The organism is Streptomyces sp. NPDC058371, assembly GCF_042723265.1.
In the GTDB taxonomy this organism is placed as follows: Bacteria; Actinomycetota; Actinomycetes; order Streptomycetales; family Streptomycetaceae; genus Streptomyces.
The window spans coordinates 151,811-171,610 of sequence record NZ_JBHXJC010000018.1 but is presented as its reverse complement, the minus strand read 5'-3'; the positions used below and the strand labels follow the sequence as shown (position 1 = coordinate 171,610).

The 19,800-nt window shown below is 71.5% G+C and carries 16 protein-coding genes and 1 pseudogene; 13 read left to right on the top strand and 4 right to left on the bottom strand.

Features of this window, described 5'->3' with window-relative positions:
• The first annotated feature begins 83 nt into the window (after positions 1-83).
• From ACFWM2_RS36085 to ACFWM2_RS36060, 6 genes are all read left to right on the top strand, one after another.
• Positions 84-938, top strand: coding sequence for a helix-turn-helix domain-containing protein (locus tag ACFWM2_RS36085; RefSeq protein WP_383289068.1), 855 nt, complete (start codon positions 84-86; stop codon positions 936-938).
• Between the two features lie 92 nt (positions 939-1,030).
• Complete coding sequence (gene rimO / locus ACFWM2_RS36080; protein WP_383289065.1) at positions 1,031-2,512, top strand: 30S ribosomal protein S12 methylthiotransferase RimO; 1,482 nt, start codon at positions 1,031-1,033, stop codon at positions 2,510-2,512.
• Positions 2,509-3,225, top strand: coding sequence for a CDP-diacylglycerol--glycerol-3-phosphate 3-phosphatidyltransferase (gene pgsA, locus ACFWM2_RS36075; protein ID WP_383289062.1), 717 nt, complete (start codon positions 2,509-2,511; stop codon positions 3,223-3,225). The genes rimO and pgsA overlap by 4 nt, the downstream gene beginning before the upstream one ends.
• Positions 3,222-3,767: a CinA family protein gene (locus ACFWM2_RS36070; RefSeq protein ID WP_383289061.1), complete on the top strand. Its 546-nt coding sequence runs from the start codon at positions 3,222-3,224 to the stop codon at positions 3,765-3,767. Before pgsA ends, ACFWM2_RS36070 begins: the two co-directional genes overlap by 4 nt.
• Before the next feature lie 109 nt (positions 3,768-3,876).
• Positions 3,877-4,254: a helix-turn-helix domain-containing protein gene (locus ACFWM2_RS36065; protein ID WP_383289058.1), complete on the top strand. Its 378-nt coding sequence runs from the start codon at positions 3,877-3,879 to the stop codon at positions 4,252-4,254.
• 383 nt (positions 4,255-4,637) lie between these two features.
• Positions 4,638-5,108 carry a Dps family protein gene (locus tag ACFWM2_RS36060; protein WP_383289055.1) on the top strand — a complete coding sequence of 157 codons (471 nt, stop codon included), beginning with the start codon at positions 4,638-4,640 and terminating at the stop codon, positions 5,106-5,108.
• Positions 5,109-6,412: 1,304 nt separating this feature from the next.
• Here the strand turns inward: ACFWM2_RS36060 and ACFWM2_RS36055 are convergent.
• The 3 genes from ACFWM2_RS36055 to ACFWM2_RS36045 all read right to left on the bottom strand — a co-directional run bounded on the left by ACFWM2_RS36055 (position 6,413) and on the right by ACFWM2_RS36045 (position 13,512).
• The gene (locus ACFWM2_RS36055) at positions 6,413-7,174 is read right to left on the bottom strand and encodes an SDR family NAD(P)-dependent oxidoreductase (RefSeq protein ID WP_383289052.1); all 762 of its coding nucleotides are present in this window, start codon (positions 7,172-7,174) and stop codon (positions 6,413-6,415) included.
• Between the two features lie 100 nt (positions 7,175-7,274).
• On the bottom strand, positions 7,275-8,123 hold the full coding sequence (locus ACFWM2_RS36050) for an Fpg/Nei family DNA glycosylase (protein WP_383289049.1): 849 nt from the start codon (positions 8,121-8,123) through the stop codon (positions 7,275-7,277).
• Between the two features lie 292 nt (positions 8,124-8,415).
• Positions 8,416-13,512, bottom strand: coding sequence for an ATP-dependent helicase (locus tag ACFWM2_RS36045; RefSeq protein ID WP_383289046.1), 5,097 nt, complete (start codon positions 13,510-13,512; stop codon positions 8,416-8,418).
• Between the two features lie 126 nt (positions 13,513-13,638).
• Between ACFWM2_RS36045 and ACFWM2_RS36040 the strand changes: the two are divergent.
• The 3 genes and pseudogenes from ACFWM2_RS36040 to ACFWM2_RS36030 all read left to right on the top strand — a co-directional run.
• Positions 13,639-14,397 (top strand): annotated as a pseudogene (locus tag ACFWM2_RS36040) (AraC family transcriptional regulator); the annotation flags it as partial.
• Positions 14,398-14,567: 170 nt separating this feature from the next.
• Positions 14,568-15,392: an AzlC family ABC transporter permease gene (locus ACFWM2_RS36035; protein WP_383289043.1), complete on the top strand. Its 825-nt coding sequence runs from the start codon at positions 14,568-14,570 to the stop codon at positions 15,390-15,392.
• Positions 15,389-15,697 carry an AzlD domain-containing protein gene (locus tag ACFWM2_RS36030; protein WP_383289040.1) on the top strand — a complete coding sequence of 103 codons (309 nt, stop codon included), beginning with the start codon at positions 15,389-15,391 and terminating at the stop codon, positions 15,695-15,697. The genes ACFWM2_RS36035 and ACFWM2_RS36030 overlap by 4 nt, the downstream gene beginning before the upstream one ends.
• Before the next feature lie 78 nt (positions 15,698-15,775).
• Here ACFWM2_RS36030 and ACFWM2_RS36025 read toward each other — a convergent pair whose 3' ends face one another.
• A complete protein-coding gene (locus ACFWM2_RS36025; RefSeq protein WP_383289037.1) occupies positions 15,776-16,729 on the bottom strand; it encodes a hypothetical protein in 954 nt (317 codons plus the stop codon).
• Between the two features lie 80 nt (positions 16,730-16,809).
• Here ACFWM2_RS36025 and ACFWM2_RS36020 point away from each other — a divergent pair, with 80 nt between their 5' ends.
• The 4 genes from ACFWM2_RS36020 to ACFWM2_RS36005 all read left to right on the top strand — a co-directional run bounded on the left by ACFWM2_RS36020 (position 16,810) and on the right by ACFWM2_RS36005 (position 19,789).
• Positions 16,810-17,004, top strand: coding sequence for a DUF3046 domain-containing protein (locus ACFWM2_RS36020; protein ID WP_383289034.1), 195 nt, complete (start codon positions 16,810-16,812; stop codon positions 17,002-17,004).
• A gap of 279 nt (positions 17,005-17,283) precedes the next feature.
• Complete coding sequence (locus tag ACFWM2_RS36015; protein ID WP_383289032.1) at positions 17,284-18,528, top strand: AI-2E family transporter; 1,245 nt, start codon at positions 17,284-17,286, stop codon at positions 18,526-18,528.
• A gap of 52 nt (positions 18,529-18,580) precedes the next feature.
• Positions 18,581-19,144 carry a GNAT family N-acetyltransferase gene (locus ACFWM2_RS36010; protein WP_383289029.1) on the top strand — a complete coding sequence of 188 codons (564 nt, stop codon included), beginning with the start codon at positions 18,581-18,583 and terminating at the stop codon, positions 19,142-19,144.
• Between the two features lie 204 nt (positions 19,145-19,348).
• Positions 19,349-19,789 carry a VOC family protein gene (locus ACFWM2_RS36005; protein WP_383289027.1) on the top strand — a complete coding sequence of 147 codons (441 nt, stop codon included), beginning with the start codon at positions 19,349-19,351 and terminating at the stop codon, positions 19,787-19,789.
• Positions 19,790-19,800: the final 11 nt, after the last annotated feature.

Genomic DNA, 19,800 nt, shown 5'->3' with positions numbered 1-19,800 from the left:
CACCGCCCGGTTGCCCCACCCTTTCGCACCCCCCCTAGACTGAACCTCCAGCACAGGTGGCTACACGCTCGAAAGGCGCCCCCGTGTCCATCGGCAACTCCCCTGACGGCAACTCCTCCGACGACGAGCGTCCGTTCGAAGACGATCCTGCTGCGGATCGCCCCTCGATCGGTCGTGCCCTGCAGCAGGCGCGCATCGAGGCCGGGCTGACCGTCGACGACGTCAGCAACGCCACCCGGGTCCGCATCGCCATCGTGCACGCGATCGAGCAGGACGACTTCACGCCCTGCGGCGGTGACGTCTACGCCCGGGGCCACATCCGGACCCTGGCCCGCGCCGTCCACCTGGACCCCGACCCCCTGCTCGCGCAGTACGACGCCGACCACGGCGGGCGCCCCGCGCCGACGCCGGCGGCCCCCCTCTTCGAGGCGGAGCGGATCCGTCCGGAACGGCGCGGGCCGAACTGGACCGCGGCCATGGTCGCCGCGATCGTCGCGGTGATCGGCTTCGTCGGTTTCACCATGGTCAAGGGCAGTGACAGCGGTGACGGGGCGAAGACCCAGGTCGCCGAGGGGTCCACGCCCACCGCCGGCAAGCCCGTGACCAAGCCGACGCCCACCAAGCCGGCCGATCCGAAGCCGGACCCCTCCGACAGCGCCATCGCGGCCGCCCCCCAGGACAAGGTGACCGTCCAGGTGAGCGCCACCGACGGCCGCAGCTGGATCTCCGCCAAGGACCACAACGGCCGCATGCTCTTCGACGGGCTGCTCAAGCAGGGCCAGTCCAAGACCTTCCAGGACAGTACGAAGATCAACCTCATCCTCGGCGACGCCGGCGCGATCCAGCTGTACGTCAACGGCAAGAAGATCGAGGACGACTTCCAGCCCGGCCAGGTCGAGCGTCTGACGTACACGAAGGGCGACCCCGAGGTCGGATAACCGGCCCAGGAGGCAAGGCGCGTACGGGGTTGGCCGGGATCGGCCAACCCCGTCGACGTGGGCTGTCAGCGGGACGAAGTAGTCTTGAGTCCATGCCTGAACGCCGTACCGTCGCACTCGTCACTCTTGGCTGCGCCCGTAACGAGGTGGACTCGGAGGAGCTCGCAGGCCGCTTGGAGGCGGACGGCTGGCACCTCGTGAAGGACGCCGAGGAAGCGGACGTCGCCGTCGTCAACACCTGTGGCTTCGTCGAAGCCGCCAAGAAGGACTCCGTGGATGCCCTCCTGGAGGCCAACGATCTCAAGGGGCACGGCAGAACCCAGGCCGTAGTGGCCGTCGGCTGCATGGCCGAGCGGTACGGCAAGGAGCTCGCCGAGGCGCTGCCCGAGGCCGACGGAGTGCTCGGCTTCGACGACTACGCCGACATCTCCGACCGCCTCCAGACCATCCTGAACGGCGGCATCCACGCCTCGCACACCCCGCGCGACCGCCGCAAGCTGCTGCCGATCAGCCCCGCGGAGCGGCAGTCCGCCTCCGATGTGGCCCTGCCCGGTCACGGCGCCCCGTCGGATCTGCCGGAGGGCGTCGCCCCCGTGTCCGGCCCGCGCGCGCCCCTGCGCCGGCGCCTCGACGGCTCGCCCGTCGCCTCGGTCAAGCTCGCCTCCGGCTGCGACCGGCGCTGCACCTTCTGCGCCATCCCGTCCTTCCGCGGCTCCTTCATCTCGCGGCGGCCGAGCGATGTCCTCGGCGAGACGCGCTGGCTCGCCGAGCAGGGCGTCAAGGAGGTCATGCTGGTCTCCGAGAACAACACCTCGTACGGCAAGGACCTCGGCGACATCCGCCTTCTGGAGACCTTGCTGCCCGAGCTCGCCGAGATCGAGGGCATCGAGCGGGTGCGGGTCAGCTATCTGCAGCCGGCCGAGATGCGCCCCGGCCTCATCGAGGTGCTCACCTCCACGCCGAACATCGCGCCCTACTTCGACCTCTCCTTCCAGCACTCCGCTCCGGACGTGCTGCGCTCGATGCGGCGCTTCGGTGACACGGACCGCTTCCTGGAGCTGCTCGACACGATCCGCGGCAAGGCCCCGCAGGCCGGCGTCCGGTCCAACTTCATCGTCGGCTTCCCCGGTGAGACGGAGGCCGACCTGGCGGAGCTGGAGCGGTTCCTCACCGGCGCCCGCCTCGACGCGATCGGTGTCTTCGGCTACTCCGACGAGGACGGCACCGAAGCGGCGACGTACGAGAACAAGCTCGACGAGGACGTCGTCGCCGAGCGCCTCGCACGCGTGTCCCGGCTGGCCGAGGAGCTGGTCGCGCAGCGCGCGGAGGAGCGCGTCGGCGAGACCGTGCACGTCCTGGTCGAGTCCGTGGACTCCTCCGACGACGAGTGGCCGGCCGCCGGCCGCGCCGAGCACCAGGCGCCCGAGACGGACGGCCAGGTGCTGTTCACGAGCGGCGAAGGTCTGACCGTCGGTCGTATGGTCGAGGCGAAGGTGGTCGGTACGGAGGGTGTCGACCTGGTGGCCGAGCCGCTCCTGGGCTCACTCGGGTGTACTGAGGAGGCGGGCAGATGACCGGAGTCCCGGCATCCGCGGCGGGCAGTTCCCCCAGCGCGAAAGGTGCGACCGGCGCCTCCGGCGCTCCGGGGGGCGCGAAGCCGACGGCCCGGGGCGGAAAGCTGGGCGCTGTGGCCGTCGACCAGGCCAGCCTGTGGAATGTCGCGAACCTCCTCACCATGCTCCGGCTCGTGCTCGTGCCCGGCTTCGTGGCACTGATGCTGGCCGACGGCGGTTACGACCCCGTCTGGCGCGCGTGGGCCTGGGCGGCCTTCGCCTTCGCCATGATCACCGACATCTTCGACGGCCATCTCGCCCGCACGTACAACCTCGTCACCGACTTCGGGAAGATCGCCGACCCCATCGCCGACAAGGCGATCATGGGTGCGGCGCTCATCTGCCTGTCCTCGCTCGGCGATCTGCCGTGGTGGGTCACGTGCGTGATCCTCGGACGCGAGCTCGGGATCACTCTGCTGCGTTTCCTGGTGATCCGTTACGGGGTCATCCCGGCGAGCCGCGGCGGCAAGCTCAAGACACTGGCCCAGGGCACGGCGGTCGGGATGTACGTCCTGGCGCTGACGGGACCCCTGGCGACGCTGAGGTTCTGGATGATGGCCGTTGCGGTCGCCCTGACCGTGGTGACCGGCCTCGACTATGTAAGACAGGCCATTGTGCTGCGCGGGCAGGGAATCGCCGAACGCCGAGCGGCTGCCGAGGAGGCGGAACGGTGAATTCCCTGGCCACTGAGGTGCTGCGACTACTCACGGTGAGGGGCGAGACGCTCGCTGTCGCCGAGTCGCTGACCGGTGGTCTGGTGGCGGCGGAGATCACCGCGGCGCCCGGTGCCTCGAAGGGCTTCCGAGGCTCGGTGACCGCGTACGCCACCGAGCTCAAGCATGAACTGCTCGGCGTCGATGCCACTCTGCTGGCCGAGCGCGGGGCGGTGGATCCGCAGGTCGCGGCCCAGATGGCGGCCGGAGTGCGCAAGGCGCTCGCCGCGGACTGGGGGATCGCGACCACGGGCGTCGCCGGCCCCGAGCCCCAGGACGGGCAGCCCGTCGGCACGGTGTACGTGGCCGTCGACGGTCCCGCGACGAAGAATTCCGATGGCGTCGATGGCGGGAAAGTGGCCTCGTTGCGGTTGAACGGCGGCCGGGCGGAAATCCGTATGGAGAGTGTACGGAGCGTACTCGCGCTGCTTCTGAAGGAGCTCGCGGGCGAACAGACCGGGAATGAGCGGGCACAGGATACGGAACAGAACGGGGGGACTTGATGTTTGCAGCCCTGAGTGAACACGACATCGCTCCCCGCACGGCCGCGGCGCAAGGCGGTACGGTGGGGCGTGAAGGATGCGGCTACGCGGTCCGAGGAGGGAGCCACCGATGATTCTGCTCCGTCGCCTGCTGGGTGACGTGCTGCGTCGGCAGCGCCAGCGCCAGGGCCGTACTCTGCGCGAAGTCTCCTCGTCCGCCCGAGTCTCACTCGGCTATCTCTCCGAGGTGGAGCGGGGGCAGAAGGAGGCATCTTCCGAGCTGCTCTCCGCGATCTGCGACGCGCTTGACGTACGGATGTCCGAGCTCATGCGGGAAGTGAGCGACGAGCTCGCCCTCGCCGAGCTGGCACGGTCGGCTGCGGCCACCGAACCGGTGCCCGCACCGGTGCGTCGCCCGATGCTCAATTCCGTATCGGTGGCCGGTGTGCCACCGGAACGGGTCACGATCAAGGCACCCGCCGAGGCGGTCGACGTCGTCGCCGCTTGAGGTGTCATCGCCTGAGGCGTGCGAGGTGTCGACGCCTGAGGTGCCCGAGTTCGCGCTCGTGAGCTGAGAGCTTGAGCTTGTACGACAGCCCCTGCCGGGGCTTCTCCGGGAAACCTGGAGGAGGTCGGCGGGGGTTTCGTGTTTTCCGGGTGGGGTCGCACTCGGGGGTGTGTTCTGTGGGGCGTCGGATCTTCCGGCGGCTTGCTCGTTGGTCGGGGGCTGAGGGCTGAGGGCTGAGGGCAGGGGGCCGGGACGGGGTGCCGCTCGGTGGTGCCGGGGTGCGGATCTTGCGGGAGCGCGTTTGCCGGGGTGCCGTGGGGCGGTCATGGTGGAGGAGCGGGGGCTCGGGGCCGTACGAAGCGATCTTGAATCGGAGGATTCGGATGTACGTCGTGAAGAGCCCGTTGTCCGACGCGGACCTGAAGACCGTGTCCGAGGCGTTGCAGGGCGCACTGGTCGACCTGGTGGACCTCTCCCTGGTGGCCAAACAGATCCACTGGAACGTCGTCGGACCACGCTTCCGCTCCGTCCATCTCCAGCTGGACGAGGTCGTGGACACCGCGCGGCTGCACTCGGACACCGTGGCGGAGCGCGCTTCGGCACTGGGTGTTCCGCCGGACGGGCGGGCCGCCACGGTCGCCTCCGGCAGCGGAATCGGCGCCATCCCCGATGGCTGGATCAAGGACGCGGACGCGGTGGGGGCGCTGGTGGACGCCCTGGGCGCGGTGATCGTCAGGATGCGCGAGCGGGTGGTGGCGACCGCCGACCCGGATCCCGTGAGCCAGGACATCTTCATCGGGATCACGGCGGATCTGGAGAAGCATCACTGGATGTTCCAGGCGGAGAACGGCTGAGGTTGGGTCGGGAGCGGGGCGGGACGAGGTGTCTGCGCCGGCCAGTGAGTGGTGGTGGCGTGGGCCTGCGGGGTCTGGATCGGTGGTGTCTGGATCGGCTGTGTCCGGATCGCCGGGGTCCGGGTCGACTGGGCTCGGGCTGGTGGAGTCCGGGTCGATTGGGCTCGGGTCGGTGGAGTCCGGGTCGACTGGGCTCGGGTCGAAAGGGCTCGGGTTGGTGGGACTTGGGGCCAAGGCGCCCGGACCTGCGCGGTGCGGGTTCGTGGCGACCGCGCGTGTGGCGATCGGTGCCGTGGCGGGCGGTGTGCCCAGGGCGCCGTAGGCCGTCTGTATTCGTCGAGGTGTGGGGCGCGTGGCGGGCGCGTGCGGCAGGGCGCTCGGCGCCTGGCGTGGCCTTGTGCCCGAGTCCTGGTGGAGACCGGTCGCCGTGTGCGTGGGGTGCGCCTCTGTGCCGGTGGTGCGCCCTCCCGGCCGGGAGGAACGCGGGTCTAGCGTCTGGCTGGAGGTGGCGACCATGGCAGGGCGGATAGCGCGCTGGGGGGCGGCGCTGGCGCTTGGGGGGCTGTGGTGGTGGGGGGTCCTCCGGCTCGCACTGGCACCCGACGCGGGGGTGCTGGAGGGAGCCGTGGCGGCTGGGGGATGGGGGCTGAGCCTGCTGCCCGTGCACTGCGTGCCGAAGACAACGGCTGCGGGGGCTGCGGGCTCGGACCATAGGGGGATGCGGATCCCCGGGCCGTGGGAGAGATGGGGGCTGGGAAAGCGCGGGGCCCCGGGGGAGTGAACGGGGCTGGAGGGGCGTAGGACCTGTGGGCTGGGGAAGGGCGCCGGCGGACGTGCGGGCCGGGGAAGGGCGCTCGGCGAGCGTGCAGGACAGGGAGGGCGGCCGGTGGGCGTGCGGGCTGGGGAAGAGCGCTGCCAAGCGTGCGGGTCAAGGTAGGCCGCCGGCGAGCGTGCGGGCTGGGGTAGGGCGCGCGGTGGGCGTGCAGGCCGCGCAGGGTGGTGAGCAGGGGCGCCGGCGTGATCCAAGGGCGTGCGAGGCGCGGAGGGGGCGCGCGTTGGCCGGGGGTACGCGGGCGCGCCAGGGGGTGTCGTTCGATCAGTCCGGATCAGGGCGCGGTGGCGTCGGGGTACCTCACCCTGGAGCGGAGCCGAGAGTGGGGGAGCGGTGCATCGCAAGGCGGCGCATGGCCCGTGAACTGGGCGTGCTCGAGTGAGGTGACAGCGCGGCGAGGTGCCGTGCCCGGCGTCGCGGACCGGGCTGATCCGAACGGCCCCCTAGGACGCGTATGGCGTGGGTGGGGCGGCTACCAGGGCATCGCTACGCCGCCGTTCGGGCGGAGAATCTGGCCCGTGGTGAAGGACGACGCGTCGGAGGCCAGGTGGAGTACGGCGTGGGCGATGTCGTCAGGCTCGCCGACACGGCCCAGCGGTGACATGCGGGCCATGAACGCCTCGGTGTGCGCCTGCGTCTCCCCGTGGTGGTCGGTCATGGGGGTGCGGACCCAGCCCGGCGCGACGGCGTTGACGCGGATCCCGTGCGCCCCGATCTCGTTGGCGAGCGTCTTCGTGAGCTGGACGACGGCTGCCTTCGCCGCGCCGTAGCAGAGCAGGCCGGGGCCACCGGTGTCGATGGCTCCGGAGGCCATCGTGACGATGCTGCCCCGCACGCGCTGCGCGATCATGCGGCGCGCTGCCTCCTGGCACGCGTAGAGCACGCCCTTGAAGTTGACGCTCAGCACCCGGTCGAGATCCTCGTCCCGCGTGTCCAGGACCGCGCTGCTGTGCATGATGCCCGCGACCGCTGCCATGACGTCGAGGCGACCACAGGACTCGACGGCCCCCTTGAGCTGGGCCCGGTCGGTCACGTCCAGGTGGTGGGTGTGGGCGGTGCCGCCCTGGTCCTTGATCAGGGTCGCCGTCTCGTGCAGACCCTGCTCGTCGCGGTCCGCGCAGTGGACGGTGGCCCCGGCCTCCGCGAGCAGGACGGCAGAGGCGCGGCCGATGCCGCTGGCGGCGCCGGTGACGAATGCGGTGCGTCCGGTGAGGTCGTACGCCGTGAGGGGCATGAAGGGACGGTACGAGCATTTCTGACGGGTCGTCAATTAGTCGTACGGGGTTGAGTTGTGAAGCCGGGGCAGGGGTGGGCGAGCGAGGCCGGTCCTTGGGTCAGTGGCGTCCGGTGGCGCCTCGGGGTGCGGTGCGGTTCGGTCCGCTCGTACGGGTAGGGGCGGGGCCCAGCTGGCAGGTCGGACACCAGTAGGTGGGCCGCTCGCGGGAACCGTCTCCCTGGTTCGCGACGCGGATGGGGGTGCGGCAACGCAGACAGGGGCGGGGTGCGCGCCCGTACACGAAAAGGAGCTGTTCGCGGTGGCCCGTGGTGCTGCGGGACGGGCGGTCACGGTTGGCTTCGAGGAGTTTCCTGGCGAGCGGGGGCAGCTGAGCGGCGCGTGCGGCGGGGAGTGCGCCGACCGGGAGCCAGGGGGTGGCGCCGAGCAGGAAGCAGAGCTCGCTCTTGTAGATGTTGCCGATCCCGGCGAGGTTGCGCTGGTCGAGCAGGGCCTCGCCGAGGGCGCGGTCGGGGTCGCGCAGGAGGTTGGCCAGGGCCTGGTCCGGGTCCCAGTCGGGGCCCAGGAGGTCAGGGCCGAGGTGGCCGACGGCGCGCTCTTCGTCGGCGGTGCGCAGCAGCTCCAGTACGGGGAGCCGGTAGCCGACGGCTGTGCGGTCGGCGTTGCCGAGGATCGCGCGGATCTGGTGCCCCGGGCCGCCGCTCCAGCGCTGGCCGTGCGCGTACACCCGCCAGGAGCCGTCCATGCGCAAGTGCGAGTGCAGGGTCAGCCCGCCCTCGATGCGGGTCAGGAGGTGCTTGCCGCGCGGGGTGACGTCCAGGACGACGCGACCGGTGAGGTCGGCCGTGGCGAACTTCGGCACGCGCAGGTCGGAGCGGATCAGCACCTTGCCCGCGAGGGCGGTGTGCAGCCGTCTTGCGGCCTGCCAGACGGTGTCTCCTTCGGGCATGAGGTCAAGGGTGGCACGGGCCCGGGGGCTTTGCCGGGGCGCTCGGCGTGGGTGAGCAGCCGACGGCCGACGGGGGTGGGGAGTGGCCGCCTTGCCGGGTGTCTGGCGGGCTCGGTTCGTGGACGGGTGTCCCGCTCGTGGGCGGGGAGGCCGGTGCATGCGGGGGCGTCCGGCTCGTGGGCGGGAGGCCGGTGCACGGACGGGTGTCCGGCCCATGGGCCGGGAAGCCGGTGCATGGAGGTTGTCCGGCTCATGGAGGGGCCTCCGGCTGGTGGACGCGGAAGTCGGCGGGTCAGGCGCGGATGCGCAGGCCGCGGGGCGTCGCGATGAAGCCCACTCCTTCCAGGAGCGTGCCGAAGGGAGAGGTCAGGGCGGAGGTGCCGTTGACGCGCTCCACGGTGACCGTGCCGAGCGAGCCCGCGCGAGCGGCAGCGGAGAGGGCCTCGGCCGCCGCCCGCAGGCGTGGATCCTCCATGGCGTCGCCGTCCGGCTCGGTGGGCCAGGCAAGCAGTGTCTTGCCGCCACGCTCCATGTAGAGCGTCAGTTCGCCGTCGACCAGGACGACCAGGGAACCCGCCTTGCGGCCCGGCTTGTGTCCCGCACCTGTCGGGGGCTCGGGCCAGGACAGGGCGGCGCCGTACGCGTTCGCAGGGTCGGCGGCGGCGAGGACGACGGCTCGGCCGGTCCCGTCGGCGCGGGACCGGTTGGCGGGATGACCGGCGGCGTACGGGTGGGCGGAGCCGGTCGGGAAGCCGCGGTCACCGGTGGAGCCGCCGCGCGAGAAGGCCGGACCTGCGGAACGAGGACGGGTGGCGAAGGGGTCGCTGCTGTCCGGTGCGTCGAGATCGCCGGGGAACTTGAAGTCACCCGGGGAGTTGAGGTCGTCCAGGAAGCCGGAGCCTGCCGGGGCATCGAGATCGTCCAGGAAGCCCGAGCCTGCGGGCGTCCCGAAGTCTCCGGGCGGACCCGAGCCTGAATCCGAATCCGATCCCGAGCTCGAATCCCAGCTCGGGATCGGACCCGATCCCGATCCCGACCAGCTCGTCGGCTCTGTGGGGAAGCCGGGCCGGCTGCCGGCCTTGTCCGGCGTGGAGAAGCCGGACGTGTAGGCCGGCTGTGCTGTGTAGCCCGGCTGGAACGTCTCGCCCCGTTCGCGGGCGTTCGCCACCGCGCGCAGCCGGTCCACCGCGCCGTCCATCGCGAACTGGGCGGCGCCGAGGCCCTCCACCACGTATCCGCGGCGGGCCTGGCCGCTGTCCTCGAAGGCGGACAGGATGCGGTAGACCGCTGAGAAACCGCCCTCGACGCCCTCCGCTCCGACGGCCCCCCGGGTCACCACGCCGTGGCGGTCCAGCAGCGTACGGGCCAGCGCGTGGCTGCGGATGGTGAGGTCGGGCTCGCGGCCCGGGAGCAGGGACCAGCGGCCGGCGACGGTCGGCGGACCCGTACGGGACTGGGGACGCGCGGCGCCGGTCAGGGAGCCGTACCGCCCCCGCGGAACCGAACGCTTCGCACGGTGGGCCGTGGAGCCGGCCGTGCGCCCGGAGCCCAGGACCGAGCGCATCGGAGCGAGCGTGTCGTTCGTGAGCCGGCCGGACCAGCCCAACACCCAGACGGCGTCGGCCAGTTGGGGGTCGGTGACGTCGGGATGGGTGGTGGCGCGGACCTGGTCGGCGATCTGGCGGAAGAACAGGCCGTAGCCGCCGGAGAGGGTGTCCAGGACGGACTGCTGGAGCGCTGTCAGCTCCAGTGGGTGCGGGGGCGGCAGGAGCAGCGGAGCCGCGTCCGCCAGATAGAGGGAGACCCAGCCGTCCTTTCCGGGCAGGGCGCCGGCGCCGGCCCAGACCACCTCTCCGGCCGCGGTGAGTTCGTCGAGCATCGCCGGGGTGTAGTTCGACACTCGGGACGGCAGGACGAGCTTTTCCAGGGCGGAGGCGGGCACCGAGGCGCCCTGCAACTGCTCGACGGCGCGCACCAGTCCGTCGACACCCCGCAGGCCGTGCCCGCGGCCGATGTGCTGCCACTGCGGCAGGAACTGTGCGAGCGCGGCGGGCGGCACGGGCTCCAACTCGTGGCGCAGCGCGGCAAGGGAGCGGCGTCGCAGCCTGCGCAGGACTGTCGCGTCGCACCACTCCTGGCCGATGCCCGCCGGATGGAACTCCCCTTGTACGACCCGGCTGTTGGCCGCGAGCCGCTGCAGTGCTCCCTCGGTGACGGCCGGGCCGAGCCCGAAGCGGGCCGCGGCCGCCGCCGAGGTGAACGGGCCGTGGGTGCGCGCGAACCGGGCGAGGAGGTCGCCGAGCGGGTCCTTGACCGGCTCGGTGAAGGCCTCCGGGACACCGACGGGCAGCGCTGTGCCCAGTGCGTCGCGCAGTCGGCCGGCATCCTCGATCGCCGCCCAGTGGTCGGCCCCGGCGATACGGACCTTGATGGCGCGGCGGGCTCCGGCGAGCTCCTGGGCCCACTGCGGATCGGCACCCCGCTCGGTCAGCTCGGTGCCGGTCAGCGGACCCAGGAGACGCAGCAGGTCCGCAACACCCTCGGCATCTTTGACGCGACGGTCCTCGGTGAGCCACTGAAGCTCTCGCTCGAGCTCGGTCAGCACGTCGGCGTCGAGCAGCTCGCGCAGCTCGGCCTGGCCCAGCAACTCGGCCAACAGGTGTGAATCCAGGGACAGGGCCGCGGCTCGCCGCTCGGCGAGCGGTGAGTCGCCCTCGTACAGGAACTGGGCGACGTATCCGAAGAGCAGGGAGCGGGCGAACGGCGACGGCTCCGGCGTGGTGACCTCGACGAGGCGCACCTTCCGGGACTCGATGTCGCCCATCAGCTCCGTGAGTCCCGGGACGTCGAAGACGTCCTGGAGGCACTCGCGGACGGCTTCCAGGACGATGGGGAACGAGCCGAACTCGCTGGCGACCTCCAGCAGTTGGGCGGCGCGCTGGCGCTGCTGCCAGAGCGGGGTGCGCTTGCCGGGGCTGCGGCGCGGCAGCAGCAGCGCGCGGGCGGCGCACTCCCGGAACCGGGACGCGAACAGGGCCGAGCCGCCGACCTGGTCGGTGACGATCTGGTTGACCTCGCCCTTGTCGAAGGTGACGTCCGCGGCACCGAGGGGCGCCTGTTCGGCGTCGTACTCCGTGCCCAGTTTCCGGGGCTCCTGGTCGAGCAGGTCCAGGCCCATCAGGTCGGCGTCGGGCAGCCGCAGCACGATGCCGTCGTCGGCATGCATGACCTGGGCGTCCATGCCGTACCGCTCGGAGAGTTTGGCGCCGAGCGCGAGCGCCCAGGGTGCGTGCACCTGGGCGCCGAACGGGGAGTGCACGACGACGCGCCAGTCGCCCAGCTCGTCGCGGAACCGCTCGACGACGATCGTCCGGTCGTCCGGGATGTGACCGCAGGCCTCGCGCTGTTCCGCGAGGTAGGAGAGCACGTTGTCGGCCGCCCAGGTGTCCAGGCCGGCGGCGAGCAGCCTGAGGCGGGCGTCCTCCTGGGAAAGTGAGCCGACCTCGCGAAGGAACGCGCCCAACGCGCGCCCCAGTTCGAGCGGACGGCCCAGCTGGTCGCCCTTCCAGAAGGGCAGCCGGCCGGGGACACCGGGGGCGGGGGACACCAGGACGCGGTCGCGGGTGATGTCCTCGATGCGCCAGGAGCTGGTGCCGAGCGTGAAGACGTCGCCGACACGCGACTCGTAGACCATCTCCTCGTCGAGCTCGCCGACGCGGCCGCCGCCCTTCTTGGGGTCGGACCCGGCGAGGAAGACCCCGAAGAGGCCGCGGTCCGGAATCGTGCCCCCGGAGGTGACGGCGAGGCGCTGGGCGCCGGGGCGGCCGGTGATCGTGCCGGCGACGCGGTCCCACACCACGCGCGGGCGCAACTCCGCGAAGGCGTCCGACGGATAGCGGCCGGCGAGCATGTCGAGCACGGCCGTGAACGCCGACTCGGGGAGCGAGGCGAAGGAGGCGGCGCGGCGGACCGTGGCGAGCAGGTCGTCGAACTGCCAGGTGTCCAGGGCGGTCATGGCGACGAGCTGCTGGGCCAGCACGTCGAGGGGATTGGCGGGAACCCGGAGGGACTCGATGGAGCCGGTGCGCATCCGCTCGGTGACCACGGCGGCCTGGACGAGGTCGCCCCGGTACTTCGGGAAGACGACTCCGGTGGAGACCGCGCCCACCTGGTGGCCCGCGCGGCCCACTCGCTGGAGGCCGGAGGCCACGGACGGGGGCGACTCGACCTGGATGACGAGGTCCACCGCGCCCATGTCGATGCCCAGTTCGAGGCTGGAGGTGGCGACCACGGCGGGCAGACGACCCGCCTTCAGGTCCTCCTCGACCAGGGCGCGCTGCTCCTTGGAGACCGATCCGTGGTGGGCGCGGGCGATGACCGCGGGAGCACCCTGGGCGGCACCCGAGCCGCCCATCAGCTCGGCCGGGGAGTGGTGCTCGTCCAGCGGCTCGCCGGTGGCCCGCTCGTACGCGATCTCGTTCAGCCGGTTGCACAGGCGCTCGGCCAGGCGGCGGGAGTTGGCGAAGACGATCGTCGAGCGGTGGGACTGGACGAGGTCGGTGATCCGCTCCTCGACATGCGGCCAGATGGAGGGCTTCTCGGCGCCTTCCTTCCCGTCCGCGACGGGGGAGCCGCCCAACTCGCCGAGATCCTCGACCGGGACGACCACGGAGAGGTCGAACTCCTTGTCCGACGGCGGCTGGACGATCTCCACCTTGCCGCGCGGTGAGAGATAACGCCCGACCTCGTCCACCGGACGCACTGTCGCCGACAGGCCGATGCGGCGCGCGGGCTTGGGCAGCAGCTCGTCCAGCCGCTCCAGGGAGAGCGCCAGGTGGGCGCCGCGCTTGGTGCCCGCGACCGCGTGCACCTCGTCGAGGATCACTGTCTCGATGCCGGTCAGCGCGTCGCGCGTGGCCGACGTCAGCATCAGGAACAGCGACTCCGGGGTGGTGATCAGGATGTCCGGAGGGCGGGTGGACAGGGCCCTGCGCTCGGCGGGCGGGGTGTCCCCGGAGCGGATGCCCACCTTCACCTCGGGCTCGGGCATGCCCAGCCGGACCGCCTCCTGCCGGATGCCGGTCAGCGGGCTGCGCAGATTCCGCTCCACGTCGACTGCGAGGGCCTTGAGCGGTGACACGTACAGCACCCGGCAGCGCTTCTTGGGGTCGGCCGGGGGTGGGGCCGAGGCCAGCTGGTCGAGCGCGGCCAGGAAGGCGGCCAGGGTCTTTCCGGAGCCCGTGGGGGCCACCACCAGCACGTCCGAGCCCTGACGGATCGCCTGCCACGCCCCGGCCTGGGCCGCGGTGGGCGCGGAAAAGGCCCCCGTGAACCAGCCGCGGGTCGCGGGGGAGAAGCCGTCGAGGGCTCGGTGTGCGGAGCTGACCATGCGTCCATCCTGCACCCAGCCACCGACAATGCGCCTGACCTGCGAAGATGCCGTCGTGGTTCGCGGTCTCCCCGTTCCGGCGCCGCCGAGTCGTGGCCCTCGGGCGCCCGGGTCGGATGGCGCAGAATGGATGACATGGCAGCTTCCGGGGAGCGGGCACGGCACTGGCAGTACGAGGAACTGCCGGGGGTCGACCTGCTCCGTGCCCGCTACGTCGAGAAGATCTTCGTGCGGCACACCCACGAGAACTTCGTGATCGCCGCCATCTCCGACGGGGTCGAGGTCTTCCACCACGGTGGCGCCGACCAGTACGCGGGCCCGGGAGCCCTGGCCCTGGTCAATCCGGAGACCCCGCACACGGGCCGCGCCGGTGTACCCGAGGGCTGGCGGTACGGGGCCGTCTACCCGTCGCCGGAACTGGTGGCCGAGATAGCCGCCGAGACCACCGCGATTCGCGGAACGCCCGGATTCACGAACCCCGTGCTCGACGATCCGTACGCGGCCGGCCTGGTGCACCAGGTGCTGCGGGCCGCGGACGAGGGCAACGCCCTCGCCGCCGACACCCTGCTGCGCGTCGCCGTGACCCGCCTCCTGCGGCTGAACGGCGGCCCGATGCCACGCCGTGCCGTACGCACCGCCGGCGCTCGCATCGCCGTACGCGCGCGTGCTGTGCTCCAGGAGCGGATGGCCGACCCGCCGACCCTGGAGCGGCTCGCCGCCGATCTCGGCACCAGCCCGTTCGCGCTCCTGCGCGCGTTCCGGGACACCTACGGAATGCCGCCGCACACCTGGCTGACCGACGCCCGCGTCCGCACGGCACGCCGTCTCCTGGACGCCGGCACCGCGCCCGCGGAGGCGGCCGTCGCCGTCGGCTTCACCGACCAGCCGCACCTCAACCGCCACTTCACCCGGATCGTGGGCGTGCCGCCGGGCGCCTACCAGCGCGAACGCAGGTTCTCGGGCGAAGCGGCGGGCGAGCGCAAGAACGTACAAGACCCACGGGGAGACCTCGTCCTACCGTCCGAGGCGTGGGAGAACAGACAGCAGTCGAAGACATGTGCGACCGGGACGGCCGACGCGGCCCGGACGACGGGAGCCGCCGAGGCGGTGAGGGCGTCGGAAAGCCCGATTCCGCCGTCGTACGAGACGCCCTCGGAGTCGGGTTCGCCGTCGGACTGTCCGGTTTCGCCTTCGGGGTGACCTCGGCCGGCAGCGGCCTGACGCTGCTGCAGACCTGCGCGCTCAGTCTCCTGGTGTTCACAGGCGCCTCGCAGTTCGCGCTCGTGGGCGCGCTCGCGGCCGGGGGCAATCCGCTCACGGCAGCCGCCGGAGCGTTCTTCCTCGGGGTGCGCAACGCGTTCTACGGGTTGCGTCTGTCGCAGCTGCTGGCCCTCCCGCGCGCGGTGCGGCCGTTCGCCGCCCAGTGGGTCATCGACGAGACCACGGCCGTGGCACTCGCCCAGCCCACGCGACGCAGCGTCCGCCTCGGCTTCACCGTCACCGGGCTGAGCCTCTACGTGCTGTGGAACCTCACCACACTGCTCGGCGCGATCGGAGCCGAGGCCATCGGCGACACCGACGCGTGGGGGCTGGACGCGGCCGGGCCCGCCGTCTTCCTGGCCCTTCTGGCGCCGATGCTGAAGTCCCTGACCGAGCGCGCCGTAGCCGGCATCGCCGTCGTCCTCGGGCTCGCCCTGCTGCCCGTCCTGCCTGCCGGTGTACCGGTCCTGGCGGCCGCCCTCGCGGCTCCGGCCGCTCTCTACGTGGAGGGGCGCCGCAGGACGCCATCCGGCCACGAGGCGCAGAACGAAGCGCGAGACGGAGCGCACGACGCTGCGCAGGACAGCGTGCGGAACGAAGCCCCTGAGGAAGACCGATGAACATCTGGATCGCGATCGTGGCGACCGCCGTCGGCTGTTACGCCGTCAAGCTCATCGGGCTGCTGATCCCGGCGGGGGTCCTGGAGCGGCCCCTCGTCCAGCGTCTCGCTGCGCTGCTGCCCGTTGCCCTCCTGGCCGCCCTCACCGCCCAGCAGACCTTCGCGGACGGGCGCGTACTGGTGCTGGACGCCAGGGCGGCCGGGCTCGCCGCGGCCGCGGTGGCCCTGATCCTGCGCGCGCCCTTCCTGCTCGTGGTCGCCGCCGCCGTGGTCGTGACGGCGGGGGTGCGGGCGATGACGGGCTGAGGTCCTGGGCTGGAGCTCGGCATGTGCGGTTGGCCCGTCGGCCCGTCTCGCCCGTCGGCTGGTCGGCCGATCACCGGTTCAGGCGATGGGCCGGCCGTACGCGCGCAGGGTGCGCAGCGCCTCGATCGTCACCATGGGACGGCACTCCAGGGCCGTGCCGGGTGCCCATCGGCGCCAGCGGACCGGCCAGCCGCCGTCCTCCTGCTGCTCGCTCGCCAGGTGGTCCAGCGCGCGGCTCATCTCCTCGTCCGTGAACCACGCGCGCGCCAGTGATCCCGGAGTCCTCGCGTAGTCGTACGGGAAGTGATACTCGCCCGGCGCGTATCCCGACGCGACCGGATAGGCCGCCAGGCGCCGAGGCTCCAGTACGGCCAGCCGCTGCTCACGCACCAGACGGCCCAGCCGGTCGGCGGCCGCCTCCGCGCGCGGGCGGTCGGGTGCGGAGTCCAGGAAGGTCACCGCGGCCTCGATCTCGTACGGATGGGACTTCTCCAGGGAGTCCACCGCCTGCCAGCAGAAGTCGGTGGCCCGGAACAGCCAGGCGTGCCACACCTCGTTGCGGTGCAGAAGGCCCACGACGGGAGCGGTGGCGAGAAGCTCGCTCGGCGGATCGTCGACGATCGGTACGAAGGGGGCCGTCGGATAGCCGCGCTGACTGGGAAGGATGGCCGGCAGGGCGCCGTCCGAGCTCGACACGGCGGTCAGATAGCGGCACACGCGCTCCACCCGCTGTCCGCCGCAGCGCCCGATGGAGTCCAGGAGGCGCAGCGCGTACGCGGTGTGCAGGGGCTGGCTGACCGGGCCGCGCAGATCGGGTTCGAGCGCGTGACCGTAGCCCTCGTCCTCGTTGCGGTAGGCGGCGAGCGCGGTCTCGACCGCGTCGGCGCCGCTGTCGCCGCCGTCGAGGAAGTGGTACTCGAATCGCCGCTGCTCCAGCACGCGCGCGGTGAGCCAGACGAAGTGCTCGGCGCGCGAGAGCGGGGTGTGCGCCGGGGGCGTCGGGGGGAGTGGGGATGCTCCTGTTTCGGCCATGGGTCAGACCGTAGGACGGAAAGCGTTCTCGACAAGTGGTCCCGGCCCGGGCCCACTCTCAGGGGCGGGATACTGGAGTCATGCGGTTGACGGTCTTCTGGCAGCGGATGGCGGATCACTTCGGTGAGGGGTACTCCGAAACGTTCGCGCGCGATCATGTGATGACGGAGCTCGGTGAGCGGACCGTGCATCAAGCGCTGGACTCCGGCTGGGAAGCCAAGGACGTGTGGCGCGTGGTGTGCTCGACCATGAATGTTCCGCAGGAGAACCGCTGACGGCGTCCCGCAGGAGAACCGCTGACGGCGTTCTGCAGGAGAACCGCTGACGGCGTTCTGCAGGAGAACCGCTGACAGCGCGAGCCTGAGCGCGCGGGCGGCTGCGCTGCCGGGGAGGGCCTTGAGCGCGAGGGTGGTCGTCGGGGGAGGGTCTTGAAAAGGCTCGCGCTCCCCTGAGCGGCCGCGAAGATCGTATGAACGGCCACGAAGATCGTGTCGCGGGCCACGATGATCCCGCGACGGGGGCCGATTGTCGGTGGCGTGGGCGAGACTTGCACCGTGGCCCCGACAGACGAGACCTCGCAGGTCCCTCAGCACTCATCGCCGTTCGGTACGACGCCGCCGGCCGGCCCCCCGGCCGAGGACGCCGCCGGGCGGGGCGGCCGCATGCCCCGTTGGCTGCCGCGTGCCATGGTGCTCGCCCTGGCGCTCGTCGCCGTCTTCCAGTTGGGCAGTTGGGCGTTCCACCAGCTCACCGGCCTGCTGATCAACATCCTCATCGCGTTCTTCCTGGCGCTCGCGATCGAGCCGGCGGTGAGCTGGATGGCCGCGCACGGCATGCGCAGAGGTCTGGCCACCTTCTTCGTCTTCCTGGGCGCGATGATCGTGACGGCGGGCTTCATCACGCTGCTCGGCTCGATGCTCGCCGGCCAGATCATCAAGATGGTCGAGGGCTTCCCGGGGTATCTCGACTCGGTCATCAACTGGATCAACACGACCTTCCACACCGAGCTCAGACGGGTGGACATCCAGGACAGCCTGGTCCACTCCGCCTGGCTGCGGAAGTACGTGCAGAACAGCGCCACGGGCGTCCTGGACGTGTCCGCGCAGGTCCTCGGCGGCCTCTTCCAGCTGCTGACGATCACCCTGTTCTCGTTCTACTTCGCCGCCGACGGCCCGCGGCTGCGGCGTGCGCTGTGCTCCGTCCTGCCGCCCGCCCGGCAGGCCGAGGTGCTGCGCGCGTGGGAGATCGCCGTCGACAAGACGGGCGGCTATCTGTACTCGCGCGGACTGATGGCGCTGGTCTCCGGCGTCGCGCACTACGTCCTGTTGCAGGCCCTGGGCATCCCCTACGCGCCCGTGCTCGCCGTCTGGGTCGGCCTGGTCTCACAGTTCCTTCCCACCATCGGTACGTATCTGGCGGGTGCCCTGCCGATGCTGATCGCCTTCACGGTCAATCCCTGGTACGCGCTGTGGGTGCTGATCTTCGTCGTGATCTACCAGCAGTTCGAGAACTACGTGCTGCAACCCAAGCTGACCTCGAAGACGGTGGACATCCACCCCGCTGTCGCCTTCGGATCGGTCATCGCGGGCACCGCGCTCCTCGGTGCCGTCGGCGCGCTCATCGCCATCCCGGCGGTCGCCACGCTCCAGGCCTTCCTCGGCGCGTACGTGAAGCGGTACGACGTCACGGACGACCCCCGTGTCCACGGACACCGGATACGGCGGTCGGGCAGCCTGCTCCGGCGCGCGCGGCGGCTGTGGGGGCCGCGGGACGCGGAGTCCGGTGACGGGTCTTCTTGACTGTCAACAGCTCTCGCGTCGGCTGTCGGACCCCCGTCCTAGGGTGGTGGACATGGACGATTCGGATACGCGGCGGGTGAGGCTGGAACCCTGGGGCGAAGGCGATTTCTGGGTTCTGCAACGGAACAACACCCCTGAGATGACGGAACACTTGGGCGGCCCCGAGACCGCGGAGCAACTGGTCGCGCGGCACCGGCGGTACGTCGATCAGGTGCCGGGGCGGGGGCAGATCTACCGGGTCACGCTGGCGGACACCACCGGCACCGGCACCGGCGCGCCCGGCGACACCGTCGGTTCGATCGGCTTCTGGGAGCGCGCGTGGCGGGACGGGACGGTGTGGGAGACCGGGTGGGCGATGTGGCCCGAGTTCCAGGGGCGGGGTCTGGCCGCGGAGGCGGCCCGTGCGGTCGTCGGGGCGGCGAGGGCTGCCGGGAGGAACCAGTACCTCCACGCGTTTCCCGGCGTGGACCACCCCGCGTCGAACTCGGTGTGCCGCAAGGCTGGGTTCGAGCTGCTCGGCCCGGTCGAGTTCGAGTACCCGAAGGGCCACTGGATCACGTCCAACGACTGGCGGGTGGATCTCAGCGCCCTCCACACCCGGGGCGATGCACGATGAGCGGAGGCTCGACGGCCCGGAGGCCTGCGTTCCGTGGACGGGGCTGATAAGCGCGTGCTCCGTCCGCCTCAGGATGGTGGCTCGCCGGCTCCAGGCACGCACTTCTCGTAGAAGATGTGGCGGACGATGTCGAGAACGGCCTGGCGGCTCCGCCCCAGGGGTGGATGCGGCCACCGTGGCTGTACCGGACCAAGGAGACCCGGCATGACGATCCAGCGGATGGACAACGTCCTCATCGTTGTCGACGACCTTGACGCTGTTATTGCGTTCTTCGTCGAACTCGGCATGGAGCTGGAGGGCAGGATGCCCGTCGAGGGACGTTGGGTGGACCGTGTCATCGGGCTGGACGGGGCCCGGCAGGACATCGCAATGCTGCGGACCCCGGACGGCCACGGCCGAATCGAGCTGGCGATGTTCCACACGCCGAAGGCGATCAGCACCGAGCCGAAGGACGCGCCGACGAACACGCTGGGCATTCGTCGCATCATGTTCGCCGTCGAGGACATCGAGGACGTCGTCGCCCGCCTGCGCACCCATGGCGCCGAACTCGTCGGCGAGCTGTCGCAGTACGAGGACAGCTATCGGCTCTGCTACGTCCGCGGCCCCGAGGGCATCGTCGTCGGACTGGCCGAGCAGATCGGCTGAAGGCCCCCGAG